Below are 16,460 nucleotides of genomic sequence, written 5' to 3'. Positions count from 1 at the left end.
TATTTCTTAGACCAATATGGAATCCCACTCGTCATGGTCAATCCAATGCACGTCAAACGTTCGAAAGAACTGGATGACAATTTACCGACCAAGCACGATAAAAAAGATGCACTAGTCATTGCTCGGTTAGTGAAAGACGAACGTTTAGTTATCCACGTTTATTAAAGGACATAGATGCTGAATTGCGCATTGGTTCTACCCTTCGTTCCAAATTAACGGAGGACTTAGCAAGTATTAAAAATCGAATCATTCGTTGGTTGGATCGTTACTTTCCAGAGTTTACTCAAGTCTTTCCGTCTTTTGGTAAGATGGCACTTGCCACGCTTGAAATGACTCCGTTGCCACAGGATATTAAACAGAAAAAAGCTGAACAGCTTGTTTTTCTCTACCGTCAGGTAGAGGGGATGAGAGTTCCGCAGTTACCTAAAGTAAAACTACTTATTGAAGCTGCGAGAAACTCTATTGGACTGACAGAAGGAACAATCAATTAGCCGAAAAACCGTTGATACTTCAATGTTTATAGAGGGAGGTTAGTTGAATAAGAATTAAACAACTTTAAAGAGCCTTACTACAAAAAAATGTAGCAGGCTCTTATAGTTTCAAATCAAAATTAAATAACTTTATTATCACTTTACATTTGGTTTAAAACAAATTTGTACTGTTTGAAATAAAGTCATACCATTTTTAGCGTATCAAAATCAAGAAAATAATGTTATATCAACATTTGTATATAATTTTGATCAATCAGTACTTAAAACGATGACTTTTTATATGCAGTATAATTAAGGCTTTAGAGTAATTTTTAATCAAACTTTATTCTATACCAATAATTATTCTTGTCGCCGATAAACGGATTAATTAATATACTCCGTTACTTGTTCCAATTCTTGTAGCGCCTGCTTCTACCATTGCTTGCATTAGCTCTTTAGTTCTTACGCCGCCTGAAGCTTTAACTCCTACTTCTTCGCCCACGTTTTTTCGCATTAAAGCTACGTCTTCAACAGTAGCTCCACTAGTTGAGAATCCAGTTGATGTTTTAATGAAATCAGCTCCTGAAGCACGTACAATTTTGCTTACTGTTTCGATTTCTTCTTTTGTTAATAGGCATGTTTCAATAATGACTTTCACTAAAGCATTGCCGTTAGTAGCTTCAACTACAGCTTCGATATCTGCCTGAACAACATCATAGTTTCCTGCTTTCATTTCACCAATATTAATAACCATATCAACTTCTTGAGCTCCATTTGCAATAGCGTCCTTCGTTTCGAATGCTTTTGTATTTGTTGTATTTGCACCTAATGGAAAGCCTATAACCGTACATACTTTCACATCGGAATCTTTTAAAACTTCAAAAGCTAAAGGTACCCAATAAGGATTAATACATACGGATGCAAAGCCATGTTGTATAGCTTCGTCTAATACTTGTTGAACGGCTTCACGAGTTGTATCTGCTTTTAATATTGTGTGGTCGATTAATTTATTGTATTTCATATAATGTTCCTCCTCATAGTTAAATGTACTATTATTATAACACAATCAGAACAAATGTAAAATATCATTTTTACATTTGTTCTGATTGTGGGGTTGTTCATAAAGTAGAAAGAATTAAAAGAAGCTATACTCGTTAATAAACGAATATAGCTCCTTTATGAAATGTGTTAATGATGAGTTATAAAGAGAGTAGTTTTTTAGCTGTGAAGCGATCAGTAACTAAGGTATTAGCAAGTTGATGCTTAAGAGCGGTATGAATCGCTTGTATTTTTTTATCGCCACCAGCGATTAAAATGCTTTTTTCTTTGTTCTTTAATTCAGCTAATTCAATACCAAATGTTCGCGTATTTAATTCTTCGTAACATATATCACCATTGCTATCAAAAAATCTAGAACAAATATCTCCAATAGCATGCTCTTGTAAATACGTAAATTCCTCGTCGGAAATATAATTCATTTTATAAAGCAACGAATTTTTTGTAACCGATCCAATTGTATATAATGCGATATTCGCTCGTTTCATTTGTTCTAACACATTGGCGATATGACGGTCTTGATCGATTAAATTTTTGAGTTCAATGGAGTCAAATATAACAGGTAGTGGAACGAATTGTCCAAAGGCGTTATAAGCATCTACGAACTTTTGCATGATTTCAATATCATGCGTTTCATAATGAGAATAGCTCATACCTCCTTTAAGTTGAATCAATTCAATTCCTTTCAGATTTTTGGGCATTAATTCTTTCGCCACTTCATAAAGTGTATTTCCCCATGAAACGCCAATAATATCTCCATCTTTAATGATTTCATCAAGGTATTCAGCTGTTCTAATACCAATGTACTTCTTAATTTGCTGTTCTTCATCTATTGGAGCGAACGCTATGCGGACAGCATTCAAATGATATTTTTCTTGTAGTGCTAATTCAAGGTTAGAGGACTGATCTCTAGGGTCGTTAATAACAATGTTCACGTAATTTTTTTCCTTGGCGTACTTCAATAACTTCGAAACAGTAGGTCTAGACAGATTGAGAGCTTTAGCGATTTCACTTTGATTCTTATCTAAGTCGTAATACATCTTTGCTACATCTATACTAAGTAAATCTTTATCATCGAACATAATTGGCTCCTTTAATGTACTGGTTATAAACAATGATATACTTTTTTCAATGTAAGTGATATAAAAATCTTCATGGACAAACTACGTATCAGTATGAATGAAAAATAATCACTGCAAACCATATATATTCATAAGTAAAGCGAGCTAAGAAAATAATCCGAGCTCGTTTTTGATATAATCTTTATTGGGAAAATGGATATTGTCTTATTCATAAATCCAGGAGGGACCAATTGTTTGGTTGCCATTGCAATCGGAAACGCTATAGGAGGATGTTTAGGAGATCGAAAACCACTTATAGCTTTACTTTCTATGTTTAGTGGAGATGGCTGTTATCTACTTGAATGTAAATTTCCAACTAATGAGCTATTAGATCAATTTTTAGATGATTTAAATAAGCATGTAAACTATAAATTATCGATTGTTATTAAGAAATAGTCAACAATAAAAATGGGATGTTTCCAAATAAATAAACATAAGTAGAGTCTATTTCTTATTGAACTAACGGGTGCTTTAGTAGAAGATCTATTAGCTGTTCAGACGGCTCTTTTTTCTTATTGAACTAACGGGGCAGATTAGTTTAACAAGAAAGGCTATTGAATGCCGTTCTTTTTTGTAGGAAAAGAATTTACTATTGTTAAAAAGACTATGGAAATAGACTAGGCTCCAGTTACACTTATTTTTTAATAAGATTGAAAGTTTAGATGCAGTTATATATCAATTGCAAAGATTGTGGGATGTAATGAGTGGGAAAATAACCTACGAACTAGACGCTAACGGAAGAGTTATTGGAAAAAATTGAAAAACTATTGATGTTACCAAAATAAAAATTCCCATATTATACATATTTATTTTCATCTTATTTCACATTTGTCTTGTAAAATTATCTCTAATTGGAGGGAGAGAATAAAATATGAAAAAACAATTAGCCTTAACGGTTGTCATTGCGGCAGCCCTACTTGGTGCATGTGGTCAAGAAGACAATAAAACAACAGGTAAAAGTACCACTTCAGAAAGTATATCAACAAAACAAAGCACTGCGAATTCTGAAACTACTACCAATGCAGTAGAAGATCATTTGCATGAACCAACAAAAGATACAGTATGTGAATTTTGCAATATGAAAGTATATGAAATGGATCATGAAATGGGAGCATTTTCAGCACAAGGCATTAAAGAAGATGGATCAGGTATTTTCTTTGATGATGTGGGCTGTATGCTAAATCAAGAACGTAAAGATGGATTAGAGTTAGAAAAGTTTGTACGTGATAATAATTCAAAAGATTGGTTAAAACTAGAGGATGCAGTTATTGTGAAAGCGGACATTAAAACACCAATGAATTATGGTTACGCCTATTTCAAAGATCAAGAAAGTGCGGATATCTTTATCGCAGGAAATGATAGCTCAAAAGTAGTAGCGCTATCAGACGTTGATAAAGTTTCAAATGATCGTTACAAGAAAATGAAAGATCGTCATTCTAGTGAATCGAAGAATATGGATATGGATATGGATTCAGAATCAGGAGATAGTGAATCGATGGATATGGACATGAAATCAGAGGATAGTCACTAACCGTATGCATAAAGGGCTGGAGGAAACTCTAGCCTTTTTGTTGTTAAATGGAGGTGGAAGATGAAACATCTGTGTACAATACTATACTATTTTGTTTTGTTATGGCTCATTTTCGCAATGCCTGCTAAAGCAGATCAGCTAACTTTACAGGAACAAATCGATGGGACACCAGCCGGTAGCGTGCTAGTACTTGAGGATGGTGTTTATACAGGACAGATTACTATTACAAAACCAATTACATTAAGGGGTTCCAAACATACCATGCTAGAGGGCAATGGGAAGGAATCATTATTGAGGATTGAAAATGTGCAAAATGTAACGTTAGAAAATATTCATATTACCGATGCCCATGTTGGCATTGTCGTGAAAAATACTTCGCAAGTAAATTTACTCAATGTACAGCTTCAAAATGTTTGGAGCGGTGTACAAATTTATAATTCTAAGCACGTGGTAGTAAATAATTTAAAAATTAAAGGAATTAATGGGCATTATTCAAAAAAAGGAAATGGTCTCGATGTGTTTAACAGTAACGATTTAACTATTTCAAATAACAAAGTGCAAGACGTACAGGATGGTTTTTATATTGAAAAGGCTCAGGCAATCAAACTGACCGATAACGATATTAAAAATAGTCGTTATGGCATCCACTTTATGTATACTGAAGATGCACTTGCCGAACAGAACGATTTCAATCAAAATGTGACGGGTATTATGCTCATGATGACGGAAGATGCGCAGTTACAAAACAATCATGTGACAGAGCAAAATGGCTTGAATGGTTCTGGAATGGTGCTGTTTGAAGCAAAAAATATCGACGTTCTTTATAACCATTTCCAGAATAATAGAACAGCCCTATCTACACAAAAACTAGCGACTTCAACGGTGGAGTATAATACATTCCAGATGAATCAAACCGCAATTGAACTCCTTCGTTCTAACAAGGAGAACACCGTATATGCAAATGACTTTGTGGGTAATATTGTTAATTTACGGTCCGATGGAACCAGTATTAGCATTTCTCAAAATTACTACGATGATTATGATGGCATAGATTTTGATGACAATGGTATTGGTGATAGTCCTTATGTGGCATTGCAAAGCTTTGGACAATGGATGGTGCGCAAGCCCAGTTATCAATATTTCATCGAATCACCAAGTGTAGTGCTATTAAATAAAATGGATCGTCAAACGAATGCAATAGAAACTGAGCAATTAGTAGATAAAGAACCGATGATGTATAGTGCTCAAAAAGCGACAACTGAATGGAATATACAACTGTGGCAAGTAGTTACCGGTCTTACAGGACTAGTGCTCGGATTATGGTTATGGAGAAAGGAAGCAAGTGTATGAAGAAAAGAGGGTTAGTTGTCTTATTCTCTGCAGTCTTATTATTACAAGCTTGTAGTAATAAAGACTTTAAACCGCGTGGAATCGTTAGTGAAACAGATGTCTGTAAGGTGTGCAATATGAGTATTGTGCATGAAGAATATGCCGGACAAATTGCCTTATCGAATGGGGACTATGAAATGTTTGATGATCTAGGTTGTTTGATTGAATATATGAAGAATCTGAACAAAGGCGATGTTGGTAAAGCCTTTATTAAAGATGAGGGCGAAAACAATTGGGTCGATGTTAAAACAGCTTCATACGTGTATGACAAAGATATTTGGACACCAATGTCATATGGCGTCATTGCTTTTGAGTCTAAAGATTCAGCACAACAATATATCGATAAAGAAGGAAAAGGGAAATTGCTGAGCTACTCTGATTTAGATTCATTTAAATGGGGTGTCCATCATTGATTAACGGACTTTTCATACGTCTTGAATGGAAGCAAATGCTCCGAAGTCGCTGGATGCAACTAGTGGCTGTATTATTTGTTTTTGTCTTCGCAGCGATATCGATAATACAGCAAATTGCTTTACCTGATATGAATGGTTTCACCAGACAAACAGCTAGCTTCTTAAATTTACTCCTATTCCTATTGCCTCTGTTCATCTTAACAATCGGAAGTATGGGGATAGCGAATGATTTGGAATCAGGCTGGTTCTCATTATTAAAAACATATCCAATTACAATAAAGAATTATATTTTGGGGAAGTATGTGGCACTAGTTTTATCCTTCATGCTCATTTTACTATTGGCTTTTAGCATTGTATTAGGCATGAGTAGTTTAGCAGGTCAAGTTCATTTGCCACTTGTCTTTGTTGGCTTATCCAGTGTAACAATCCTAATTTTTTCAGCGTTAGCGATTGTTTGCGGGGTTGTGGCCAAAAGTCGTCTACATGCGTTAGCGTTGTCGCTTCTAGCTTGGGCATTTGCATTGTTACTGTTGTCTTATGCGTTAATGGCAGTGGGTACAATAGTAGCTGGACATACTTTGCAAAAGTTAACAATTGTAATGATTCATTTAAATCCAGCCGAATGGGTTCGTTTTGGCTATTTCATCTTTTCTGGACAACATTCAGTTCTTGGTCCTTCTTTTTATGAATTCACTGAATTTTATAGCTCGCTGGCAGGTCTTGTTGTATATGTCCTAGTAACGATTTGTTGGATCGTATTGCCTTTATTGTTTGCTGGGTTTTTATTACGTAGAAAGGGGGGTCAAGTATGATTGTAGAAGGTAAGTCTTTAGTGAAAAAATATTCCGAGCATCAAGGCTTGTTAGATGCGTCTTTTACCTTAAATGAAGGACGTATTATTGCGTTAGCTGGTGGTAATGGTGCAGGGAAAAGTACGTTAATCCGATTACTCATTGGTGAAGAACAGCCAAATGGCGGAGAACTTCATTGGGTTAGTGTGCCTTCCATTCGTTATATGCCAGATGATGTGAATTTCCCCCCAGCACTCACTGCTGAGGAAATTTTACAATTACTAGGCAGTTTGAAAAAGGAGTCAGCAAAAGAACGTGAAAAAGTGTTGAAACGAGTAGGACTGTGGGATTATCGTAAGCAAAGAGTGAGCCAATTTTCAAAAGGGATGCGCCAGCGTTTAAATTTGGCACAAAGCTTATTAGGTAAAGAACAGTTACTTATTATGGATGAACCGACAAATGGTTTGGATATACTGTGGATTGCTGAGCTAAAACAAATTTTACAAGAACAAAAAGAACAAGGCAAAACGGTACTTTTTTCAACGCATTTATTGTCATTCGCAGAGGAGCTAGCTGATGATATACTTCTCTTACATAATGGAAGAGTACTTATGAATGGAGCTATTCAAGATGTTCTGTCAGAAACATCTTGTGAACATTTAGAGGAGCTATTTATGCAGAGAATTGGGCTAGCCAAATAACATAAAACAACAGAATCTAATCCCACTACGGAGTGGAAGACCATCAATATTTGGTCATAACAAGAAGAATGTTATTAATGACATTAAAAGAAAGTGGTATAGAAGTTGAAAGTTCACGCATTTTTGATTATACGTTAATGAGAATCCTTTATTTTAAAAAATTCACTCGATTGTCTTATTCAACTAACGGGTGCTTTACTTGAAGATCTTTGAGTTGCATATGCGGCTCTTTTTTCTTTATTGAACTAACGGGGCAGATTAGTTATGTAAACGTCTAACTGATGCCTCTGAACATCATCAAGTCAAATACCATACAATATATAGTCAATTGACTATTGCATATTATTGTGAGGTGAAAATAAAATGCTAATCAATCAAAGCGACCGCCAGATGATAACTCATCCCATACTTTTGGAGGTTAGACAAATTGCTCCAAATCAAATTTTGATTCAGTATGATCAGCGGACTGATTTAGCATCAGCAATGAATGTTTCTAATTACTGGATTAGAAGTAATCTGGAGCGTCCTGTTGGTATTGCTACCGTGGGAATGGGCTCTGCACTAACGGCATCAAACGCAATACGTCCTAATATGGCAATGATCACACCTGCCGACAATTCAAATATGAGATTTGTAATGACATTTATGGTTAATGCAATGTCGAGTGTCATGCATACGGTGCTCCCGTGTTTTGTTAACTTAGAGGGAGGATCAGGTTATAGGGGGGAGAACTGGGGTCCCTTCAGTAGGAACATGTTTATCGCCATGTAAACAATATTTTGAACTTGAGTTGCATATGCAGCTCTTTTTTTCTTATTGAACTAACGGGGCAGAATAGTTGAAGAAGAAGCCAAAGACTTTTGTATATTCAAGATGGGTGATTTGTTTAAATTTGGAACTTATATTCTTTTCAACCGTATTAAAGTAAAGAGATAAGAGGTGAAAAGATGAAAATTGAAATGGAAGTAAAAGCATTTGGCGAAGTAGAAGTTCAAGGTGCAAAAGATGCTTTTAAAGGTGTAGAACTTATGAGCGTACATAATCTTTCTAAAGATACAACACTAGGTGAATTAGAAACTCTATTATCTACGCTATTTGAAGAAGTCGAAAATGGATACAAAAACCCAAAGCAATGTGGAGTGCACCTTTAGTCCAATAAGGAAAAAGAGCCACCTAAACAGCTCAAAGATCTTCTACTAAAGCACTCATTTAGTGAAAGAGCGTTCCTACAAATCGCAGAAACGCACTCCGTTCAATCTAACCTAAAAATAAAAATTACAATTCGCGCAAAAAAGAAAATGGTGAAATTGTAGATAGTAAGGGGGTACTTTTATTATAAATAAAATTAAAACAATAGTAATTTGTACGTCTATTGTGCTAATAATTTTGCTTGGTATTACTTTTTTTGAATACATATTTTTAAGATTACTCGGGTTTCAATATGATTCAATTGGTGCTTTAGTATTTTTCTTTGTTATGTATGTATTCCTTGAAATACCTCTCTCACTCATTACAAATGCGATACCAAAAGCTTTAAAATCTGTCGCTATTATTCAATCAAGTAAGGGATGGTTATCATTTATTTTGAATACGGGTCTTACTTTTGCGTTAATTCAATTACTCGATACCTTCATGGCGAACATTGCAATTACTTGGCAGGGTTCACTCATATTTTCATTGATTTCTGGACTTTTCGGTTTGAAATTAAAAGAGAAAGATGATGAACCCCCGATGATTGACAGCGAAGAATTTAAGGGAATAGGAAATAGATTTAATTCTAAGAAATAAGCTATCTAACGCTAATGCAAGGCTTGTGAAAAACTTAAAGTAACGGGTGCTTTAAGAAAATCTTTGAGCTGTTCAGACAGCTCTTTTTCTTCTTCAACTAAAGGGGCAGTTTAATGCAAGAAGGGACGTGTTTTATGAAAGAGATTAAATCGACTTCTATTCAACCTAATGTAAGAGAACTTTTATCCTTCGCAACCTCTGAAAAGAATGTCGAGAAAGAATATGAAATATATATGCAATCTCCAATAAGAGAGTTATATGGATATGACCTTGAAGATGAGGTTGTTGGTTGTATTGGAATAGAATTTTTAAGCCCAAAACGTTGTGAAATAAAACATGTCGCAGTATCTCTAAATCATAGAGGAGTAGGTATTGGGAGTAAAATGATTAGCTTTATTTTGGAGAAATATTCTTCACCTTTTATGTTTGCTGAAACCGATAAAGATGCGGTGAATTTTTATAAAAATTATGGATTTAAGATAGCGAGTTTGGGTGAAAAATATCCGGGTGTGGAACGATTTCAATGTATTTTAAAAAGTTAATAGGACTAAGTCTTCTTCAACTATTGGGTGCTTTACTTTAATAAGGAGTAGAGCCTTTTTCTTATTGAACTAACGGGGCAGTTTAGTTGAATAAGGATAATCATTTTTATTTACATGGAAAGTATTGACATTATTTTCGCTTATGGTTATATTTCATATAACCAAATAGTTATATGTGAAAAGTGAGGGGATGATAATGCCAGATGTTTATCGAGCATTAGGTGATTCAACGCGGCGACGTATATTAAGTATGCTTAAACAAGGAAACAAAATCCAAAAGGAGATAGTCGAAGCATTTGATATCTCTCAACCCGCAATAAAGAAGCATTTGAATATTTTATTGGAGGAAAAAATTATTTCAGAGAGCTGGGATGGGAAGTATCGTATCTATTCATTAAATCCCGAGGTCCTCCAAATTGCCTACCATGAAATGCTCCAATACATCGGAGAACTACTTGATGATCAGCTCGTAAGTTTAAAAAATTATGTGGAAAAAGGAGAATTTCGAGATGAACAAGATTAAGGATTCTATAAAGAGAGAAATTGTTGTTAATGCGCCTTTAAAGCAAGTTTGGGATGCATTGACTAAGCCTGAGCATCTAAATCGTTGGTATACAAAAAATGCTGAAATAGAATTTCGTATTGGTGGAAAAGGATATATGAATCATGGCTGGGGGGCAACATCTGAGGGTGTTTTTACAGAAATAGATACAATGAAACGCTTTGTACTTCAGAGCCTTGATGGAGATTTTACTACCATTACTTCATTAGAAAAAGTTGAAAATGGAATTCATGTCAGTATTGAATATCAGGCTTCCTTTATTGGTGAAATGAATCAATCAACAAAGGAAAATATGTTGTTTGGTACAAGTCAATTCTTAGGAAATCTAAAGAGTGTCTATGAAACTGGCACTGATAATCGTGCAAAGTTTTGGAAAGCGTGGATTGGTATTACACACACAACAAACGAGGAAAATAGAGGTACAAGAGTTTTACAAGTGAAGGAAGGTTCGGTAGCTGCAACTGCTGGAATTAAACCTGAAGATATCATAGTGGGGATTGATAAAGAAGAAATTGTAGGATATAAATCATTTGAAAGAACATTGAATGAAAAAACTGTCAATGACACTGTTACCTTAACAATAGTAAGGCAAAGTGAAAAGTTATTGGTAAACTGTCTCGTAGATGCTTATCCTGTACCTTATTAATATCCAATGAAGAAGATGCTAACCTAATAGCATCTTTTTTGACAATATTCATACATCTATCCCGTTTTATGAAAAAAATTAAAGAATATAGATATATTTCTTCTTCAACTAACGAGGCAGGATTGTTGAAGAAAGAATTGAATATTTCTAATAATGATTTATTGAAGAATAAGGAAGTGGAAATAATAATGAACTACATAATAAGATTAGCGAATGAAAACGACTTATCGGGTTTATGTGATATTAGAAATAATAAAGATTTATTCACGAATTATTTAAAGCAATTTGCAAAAGAGGAAGTATATTTGGCAATCGCTGAACAAGACTCACTTATATTTGGTTTTGGAGTTCTTAAATTAAAAGGCACTTTGCTTCCTAAATTAAGTGACCTATATGTAAAAGAGGATTATCGGGGTAATGGTATAGGTTCAGATTTAATTAGGTATAGAGAAAATATTGCAAAGAGTTTAGGTCATTCTGAAATATTTGTAAGTGTTGACCCAATAGAAAATCCCAAAATGATAAAGTTAATTAGCAAACACGGTTACGAACCTATCTCTGACCCATATTTAAAAAATGCCATATTTTTTAATGATGATGGTACGACCTATAATAAAACCTACACAAGAATTGATTTAAAGAAGTTGTTGAACTAACGAAGCAGGTTAGTTGAAGAGTGTTGTTTAACTTGTGTTCACCAATCGAGCCAGATTGCGAATAAGAAATAAGAGAAAGCATAAAGTTGGTCATGCTAAATAATTATCACTTGATACTTGTTGAGAGAGGTTAAATAGAATGCAAAATAAAGAATTAAAGATGTTGGCAATACCGAAGTGGGGACGCTATTTACGAGAAAAATGGCTTGAAAACTTTGCAGGTCATCTAACAAAAGAGGAACAAAAGGAAATATATATGGATTCATTTTTATGGCACCTTTGCAGTTATGAAAAGGTGATACGTCTTGAAAAGGAAGAGGCCATAAAAGCATTCGAAAGGCAAAAAAAGAATCGATGCACGATCTTTTACCAATTCACGAATGAAGCATTCTTAGTTCAAAATGCAAAAAATCTCAATGTGAAAGACTTGCCATACGATGATTGGGATCACAGTGACATTTACGTTATGGATTGGGAAAATAACTGGACCTTTATTATAACGCATGAAAATGGCTGGATTGGACCGTATTTTATTCATAAACCCTAAACACTTACTTCCACAATAGTGTGCGATTGATGAATAATCTTCACTTTTCTTCTTCAACTAACGGGTGCTTTACTTCAATATGGAGTAGAGCCTTTTTCTTATTGGACTAACGGGCAGGTTATTTGGATAAGGTATGTATAATATTCATTTAAAAGTTAGTGAAAGAAGATAAGTACTATCGTAAACTTATAGGGACGGATGTCTTTTTGGAACTACGAAACATCTCTGAAATTAGAGCTTACATTCAACCACTTGGGGCAAGTTGTTTTACAAGGCAGATTTAATCTACACGTTTTGTAGATTAAATCTGCCTTTTTGGTTTAACAGCAACAATCTTTGAGAAAATAGCCATTACTAAAGTAAATTCTATTATTCCTCCATCCAATATTAATCTTATTAAACTGAACAGTATAAAAAAGGGGTGTCCCAAAAGTCATTGAAACAACTTTTGAGGCACCCTTCTTTTAATGAATGGTCGATACTTTTAATTTATATGGGATATAGGGCAAACCAAAAGATTCTTCAACACATACATAGTATGCTCCCTTTGTTAATGTCGGTGTTGTAAATTGTTTTTACTTAGTTTTCTTCGTATAGTTTTGATAGACATTATAACTTAAGATTTTATGCTTGCTATTAGTTATGTACACTATAATCCCTGAGTACGGATATATGGTCAGATCTAATCGATGTTTTGAAGTTTTAGTCATTTTATACTTATACCAATCCATTGGATCTACATATTCGTTATACCAACCAGTGTACGTTTTTCCGATTTTAATCGTATTCGCTGTCTTGTAAGTATCATTTTTTTCGGTTTCAACATAGGAATCTTTTTTGAACTTCACATTAAAAATATAATTAGTATCATCATCAGTACCATACCCACTTATGCGTATATAGTATGTTCCCTTTTTCAGGCCCATAGTATAAGAAGTAAAGCCAGATGGGTCGTAATTATGATCTGTGTATCTTTCATCAATAATTTTACCTTTACTATCTAGAAGACCTACAATCCAATCAGACTCTATCATATTACTAGTACTGACTGTTACTCGACCAGATGAAGGGATTTTAAATTTATAATAATCCGCTTTATCAGACTTGAAATCTATTGCACCCGTGTATTTATCGTTTAATCTAATAGTATTCGCTTTTTTTATTGAGTTGTTATTTTCTTTTTCTTTATGATCGTAATTTAATATACGAATCGTAGTCTTAAACTTTTTATTATAAGTCCCATGATTATCTGTTACTTTCAAATAATAAGTTCCTTTTGGCAGTTTCTTTACCAATTTTTTATAAAAGTACATTTCAGATTCTAAATTTGTTTTCGTTGTATACATGGTAACCCCACTACTGTCTAACACTTCAAGATTCCATTGTATAGCCCAGCCCTCGCTTAAATACATCGCGACTTCTTTTTCTGACGTTAACTTAGATTTAAAATACATTTCTTTGTTACTTCTTGTTAGCTTCCCTGAATAATACTTACCATCTTTTATCGTTTTCGCTGTTTGTTGCGTGTTGGCATAAGCATTATTATGGCTAAACATAAACACAAACGATATACAGATTGCTGTTAGAACTAATCTCCCTATCAATTTCATTATTCTCTCTCTTTTCTATATATATATATATATATTCATTTTATCTAGTGTAAAAATGATTGTATATTAATTAATTGATAAAATATTTGATAAATTCATCAATTTTATTAAAAATCAAATAAGTGGAAGCAGTCATAAAAACTAGCGCTTCAACTGTTATAATTAGTTTCCCAAATAATATCTCATATAAAATATATTTCTAATTTCCATAATCCACTTGTAGAGAACACCATAATTCCGAGAGTTACATTTTCTTCAACTAACGGGGCGGGTTAGTTGAAGAAGGAATATCGTTAGAATGGATTGAATGAAAACCCATAAAAGAGGTGAAGCAATGTTTGTTAATAAATATAAAAGGTTAATTGAGGATTTTGTTAATGAAGTAATTCCTGTTGAGGATTTTGAACGTGACTATCTAAATACATTTATAAATGAGACAGAAAGAATGGATACGTTTTTCGAAATCTTAAATGGAGTTTTTGAAGCAGTTGATTGTTATTGGAATGAATGTCTTCCTGGACAAGAAACTGCCTTTGAAATATCGGAACAACAACTGAGAAAAGAAGTAAGTGAAGCGTTGGTTAAAATAAATAGTTTATCGAATAATCTTTAAATTTTCTTCAACTATCGGGTGCTTTACTTGAAGATCATTCACTGTCGAGGTCGGTTCAATGGCTAAATACTTCATCCGGTATATTTCCTTGTAGTATCAATTGAATTTAAAGAATTGATCACTTATCAAGAGCCAAATTAATAGTGAAATTAATAGAAAAGTAATATAGAGTTTGATAAAATACCGATATTAAAAAGTCCTAATTATTTTAAAGGATTATAATTTATGGTAATTTTAAACGATAGGAAGGAGGGAAGATAATGATTCTTATACCGTTACTAATAGGCATAATTGTTGGAGTAGTTCTGATACTGGTTACACAGTTACTATTGAAAAAAGGCTACTCTAAATCAACAATAAATGTCTATACGTTAGGAGCCTTAGTATTAGGAATACTAATAGTTGCTTATGGCTATACAGTAGTAAGAGGATTTGAAGGATTCGCTTATTTACTGTTGGGCGCACCAATTGTTCTGTTTGGTATCATCACATTTATCAGTAATTCAAAAAAAACCCAAACAGCTCAATAATAAAGTTTTAAGAAGCTTCAGTTATTAATAACTGAAGCTTTTTTCTTTTTATTCAATTAACATTTACAGCCAGATTTCACAGGGGGGTAAGCATTAATACTGGCTACAAGTATTGCGTTTTCATTATTATTATTTGCAAATTTTATGAAGTCACAACCGCAGTCATTTGTTCCAAAGTTAGCCCAGAACATATTAGAAGATACGGAAAAATATTGGCGATTTGATAGGAGGTTGAACATATGAATGATAAGAAGAAGGGAAAATTACAAGACTCGGTAATAGTTATAATGATATTATTATTGGTTACGGCGTTTGTTTTATTTGAAATTTTTATGATGATTATTAATTTTATTAGTAATTGGACAGGGATTAAAAATGAAGAATACGTTTATAACAAAAGTCATAAGAATAATGATAAGTGGTAATTACACATAGGTACGCCTAAGCTTTTTTAGAATTAAGTTTGTGAAATAATGTACTTAAACTAACGGGGTGCTTTAGTTGAATAAGGAAGACAATATTGTCTCTACAAAATATATAGAATCAAAATGGTCATATGCTTAATAGCAATAATCTATAGAAAACAGCCTTAGATAAATAAGACCAATACCAAAATTTGTTCTTGTATCATTATATATTGATACAAAGCATATAGAATGAAATCCGTGGTTGACTCTAGCGCGATATGCATATGTTCAGCAGGTGAAAACAAAAAAACCGGCAGAAAAAAGGTTGCCGGTTTTGGATCAATCAAATTAATTTGTATTGTTTTATTAGCCATTATTTGGATTATTACCAGAAGCTTGGTTTTTGTTAGCTTCTGCTTGTTGAATTTGTTGTCTGACTTGGTTAACATCAGTCTCAGTCCCGAATTCTTCGTTCATTGTATTCGGAGTTGCGAATTGACCTGAAGCTTGATTTTTGTTAGCTTCTGCTTGTTGGATTTGTTGTTTGATTTGGTTAACGTATTGGTTGTTGTTATTATTTGGCATGGATTTCACCTCCCGAATTTAGTCTGTTCAGAACATGTTTTATTATCCGTAGATTTTTACACTGATTTGAAATTAGCTGTTTAAAGGTGTTTGAAAGAGATGATTGGCAATGTATGTTTGGTATTGATAAAAAGTTTCTGATAATGTAACCCTAAAATACTAGTTCAAATAGCTAATTCTAATGATTTTTAAAAATCATTATTCAACTATCGTAGGCGATTGGTCAATTTGAGCAATCGCTTCTTGTGCTAACGGGGCAGGTTAGTTGAAGAAGGATCAATAATTCTTTTCTAATTGGAGATAGTAATTAGAAAAGAGGTGAATTTATCTTAAAAAAAATGTATGTACTGATTTTAATCATATCTTTATTTACTTTGGTATCATTTGAAGCTTATGCACAGCCTAAAAATTGTCCTGTATTAAGTGAATTAGAGAAAACATCGCTTAAGGATAAAAAAGAGGTAATAGAAGCGTTAAATACTTTAATACCAAAAACTTATGG

The 16,460-nt window shown here is 33.6% G+C and carries 20 protein-coding genes and 2 pseudogenes; 17 read left to right on the top strand and 5 right to left on the bottom strand.

Going from position 1 to position 16,460, the window contains the following annotated elements; genetic code table 11:
• A pseudogene (locus AMD00_RS12195) lies at window positions 1–479 on the top strand (IS110 family transposase); the annotation flags it as partial.
• Between the two features lie 379 nt (window positions 480–858).
• Here AMD00_RS12195 and deoC read toward each other — a convergent pair.
• Window positions 859–1,491, bottom strand: coding sequence for a deoxyribose-phosphate aldolase (gene deoC, locus AMD00_RS12190; protein ID WP_053417333.1), 633 nt, complete (start codon window positions 1,489–1,491; stop codon window positions 859–861).
• A 178-nt stretch (window positions 1,492–1,669) separates the two neighbouring features.
• Complete coding sequence (locus AMD00_RS12185; protein WP_211258646.1) at window positions 1,670–2,641, bottom strand: sugar-binding transcriptional regulator; 972 nt, start codon at window positions 2,639–2,641, stop codon at window positions 1,670–1,672.
• 282 nt (window positions 2,642–2,923) lie between these two features.
• On the opposite strand from AMD00_RS12185, the pseudogene AMD00_RS22905 reads away from it, so the two are divergent.
• The 6 genes and pseudogenes from AMD00_RS22905 to AMD00_RS12155 all read left to right on the top strand — a co-directional run.
• Window positions 2,924–3,043: pseudogene (locus AMD00_RS22905) on the top strand (Lrp/AsnC family transcriptional regulator); the annotation flags it as partial.
• Between the two features lie 475 nt (window positions 3,044–3,518).
• The gene (locus AMD00_RS12175) at window positions 3,519–4,178 is read left to right on the top strand and encodes a nitrous oxide reductase accessory protein NosL (protein WP_053417330.1); all 660 of its coding nucleotides are present in this window, start codon (window positions 3,519–3,521) and stop codon (window positions 4,176–4,178) included.
• 60 nt (window positions 4,179–4,238) lie between these two features.
• A complete protein-coding gene (locus tag AMD00_RS12170) occupies window positions 4,239–5,528 on the top strand; it encodes a right-handed parallel beta-helix repeat-containing protein (protein WP_053417329.1) in 1,290 nt (429 codons plus the stop codon).
• A complete protein-coding gene (locus AMD00_RS12165; protein WP_053417328.1) occupies window positions 5,525–5,980 on the top strand; it encodes a nitrous oxide reductase accessory protein NosL in 456 nt (151 codons plus the stop codon). Before AMD00_RS12170 ends, AMD00_RS12165 begins: the two co-directional genes overlap by 4 nt.
• Window positions 5,977–6,792, top strand: a complete 816-nt coding sequence (locus AMD00_RS12160; protein WP_245639514.1) for an ABC transporter permease — start codon at window positions 5,977–5,979, stop codon at window positions 6,790–6,792. Before AMD00_RS12165 ends, AMD00_RS12160 begins: the two co-directional genes overlap by 4 nt.
• Entirely contained in the window at window positions 6,789–7,472 is a 684-nt protein-coding gene (locus tag AMD00_RS12155; RefSeq protein WP_053417326.1) for an ABC transporter ATP-binding protein, read from the top strand. The genes AMD00_RS12160 and AMD00_RS12155 overlap by 4 nt, the downstream gene beginning before the upstream one ends.
• Window positions 7,473–7,969: 497 nt before the next feature.
• Here the strand turns inward: AMD00_RS12155 and AMD00_RS23260 are convergent, their stop codons facing one another.
• Window positions 7,970–8,143, bottom strand: a complete 174-nt coding sequence (locus AMD00_RS23260; protein ID WP_157059244.1) for a hypothetical protein — start codon at window positions 8,141–8,143, stop codon at window positions 7,970–7,972.
• Window positions 8,144–8,419: 276 nt separating this feature from the next.
• On the opposite strand from AMD00_RS23260, the gene AMD00_RS12145 reads away from it, so the two are divergent.
• From AMD00_RS12145 to AMD00_RS12115, 7 genes are all read left to right on the top strand, one after another.
• The gene (locus AMD00_RS12145; protein ID WP_053417324.1) at window positions 8,420–8,623 is read left to right on the top strand and encodes a hypothetical protein; all 204 of its coding nucleotides are present in this window, start codon (window positions 8,420–8,422) and stop codon (window positions 8,621–8,623) included.
• Window positions 8,624–8,804: 181 nt separating this feature from the next.
• The gene (locus AMD00_RS12140) at window positions 8,805–9,260 is read left to right on the top strand and encodes a YrvL family regulatory protein (protein WP_322787052.1); all 456 of its coding nucleotides are present in this window, start codon (window positions 8,805–8,807) and stop codon (window positions 9,258–9,260) included.
• Window positions 9,261–9,373: 113 nt separating this feature from the next.
• Window positions 9,374–9,802, top strand: coding sequence for a GNAT family N-acetyltransferase (locus AMD00_RS12135; RefSeq protein ID WP_245639512.1), 429 nt, complete (start codon window positions 9,374–9,376; stop codon window positions 9,800–9,802).
• A gap of 196 nt (window positions 9,803–9,998) precedes the next feature.
• Window positions 9,999–10,325, top strand: a complete 327-nt coding sequence (locus tag AMD00_RS12130; protein WP_053417322.1) for an ArsR/SmtB family transcription factor — start codon at window positions 9,999–10,001, stop codon at window positions 10,323–10,325.
• A complete protein-coding gene (locus tag AMD00_RS12125) occupies window positions 10,312–11,010 on the top strand; it encodes an SRPBCC domain-containing protein (RefSeq protein ID WP_053417321.1) in 699 nt (232 codons plus the stop codon). Before AMD00_RS12130 ends, AMD00_RS12125 begins: the two co-directional genes overlap by 14 nt.
• Before the next feature lie 68 nt (window positions 11,011–11,078).
• Window positions 11,079–11,666, top strand: a complete 588-nt coding sequence (locus AMD00_RS12120) for a GNAT family N-acetyltransferase (RefSeq protein ID WP_245639511.1) — start codon at window positions 11,079–11,081, stop codon at window positions 11,664–11,666.
• Between the two features lie 139 nt (window positions 11,667–11,805).
• On the top strand, window positions 11,806–12,213 hold the full coding sequence (locus AMD00_RS12115; RefSeq protein WP_053417320.1) for a DUF4275 family protein: 408 nt from the start codon (window positions 11,806–11,808) through the stop codon (window positions 12,211–12,213).
• A 575-nt stretch (window positions 12,214–12,788) separates the two neighbouring features.
• Here AMD00_RS12115 and AMD00_RS12110 read toward each other — a convergent pair.
• Window positions 12,789–13,823 (bottom strand): pre-peptidase C-terminal domain-containing protein, encoded by a 1,035-nt coding sequence (locus AMD00_RS12110; protein ID WP_053417319.1) that lies wholly within the window; start codon window positions 13,821–13,823, stop codon window positions 12,789–12,791.
• Between the two features lie 334 nt (window positions 13,824–14,157).
• On the opposite strand from AMD00_RS12110, the gene AMD00_RS12105 reads away from it, so the two are divergent.
• The 3 genes from AMD00_RS12105 (at window position 14,158) to AMD00_RS12095 (ending at window position 15,391) form a co-directional block, all read left to right on the top strand.
• Window positions 14,158–14,436 (top strand): colicin immunity domain-containing protein, encoded by a 279-nt coding sequence (locus AMD00_RS12105; protein WP_053417318.1) that lies wholly within the window; start codon window positions 14,158–14,160, stop codon window positions 14,434–14,436.
• A 260-nt stretch (window positions 14,437–14,696) separates the two neighbouring features.
• A complete protein-coding gene (locus AMD00_RS12100; RefSeq protein WP_053417317.1) occupies window positions 14,697–14,966 on the top strand; it encodes a YesK family protein in 270 nt (89 codons plus the stop codon).
• A 239-nt stretch (window positions 14,967–15,205) separates the two neighbouring features.
• The gene (locus tag AMD00_RS12095; RefSeq protein ID WP_053417316.1) at window positions 15,206–15,391 is read left to right on the top strand and encodes a hypothetical protein; all 186 of its coding nucleotides are present in this window, start codon (window positions 15,206–15,208) and stop codon (window positions 15,389–15,391) included.
• A gap of 348 nt (window positions 15,392–15,739) precedes the next feature.
• On the opposite strand, the gene AMD00_RS12090 is transcribed toward AMD00_RS12095, so the two are convergent.
• Window positions 15,740–15,958: a gamma-type small acid-soluble spore protein gene (locus tag AMD00_RS12090; protein WP_083446220.1), complete on the bottom strand. Its 219-nt coding sequence runs from the start codon at window positions 15,956–15,958 to the stop codon at window positions 15,740–15,742.
• Between the last annotated feature and the right edge of the window lie 502 nt (window positions 15,959–16,460).

Source organism: Viridibacillus arvi (assembly GCF_001274945.1).
GTDB classification, from domain to species: domain Bacteria; phylum Bacillota; class Bacilli; order Bacillales_A; family Planococcaceae; genus Viridibacillus; species Viridibacillus arvi.
This window is presented reverse-complemented; position numbering and strand designations above follow the sequence as displayed.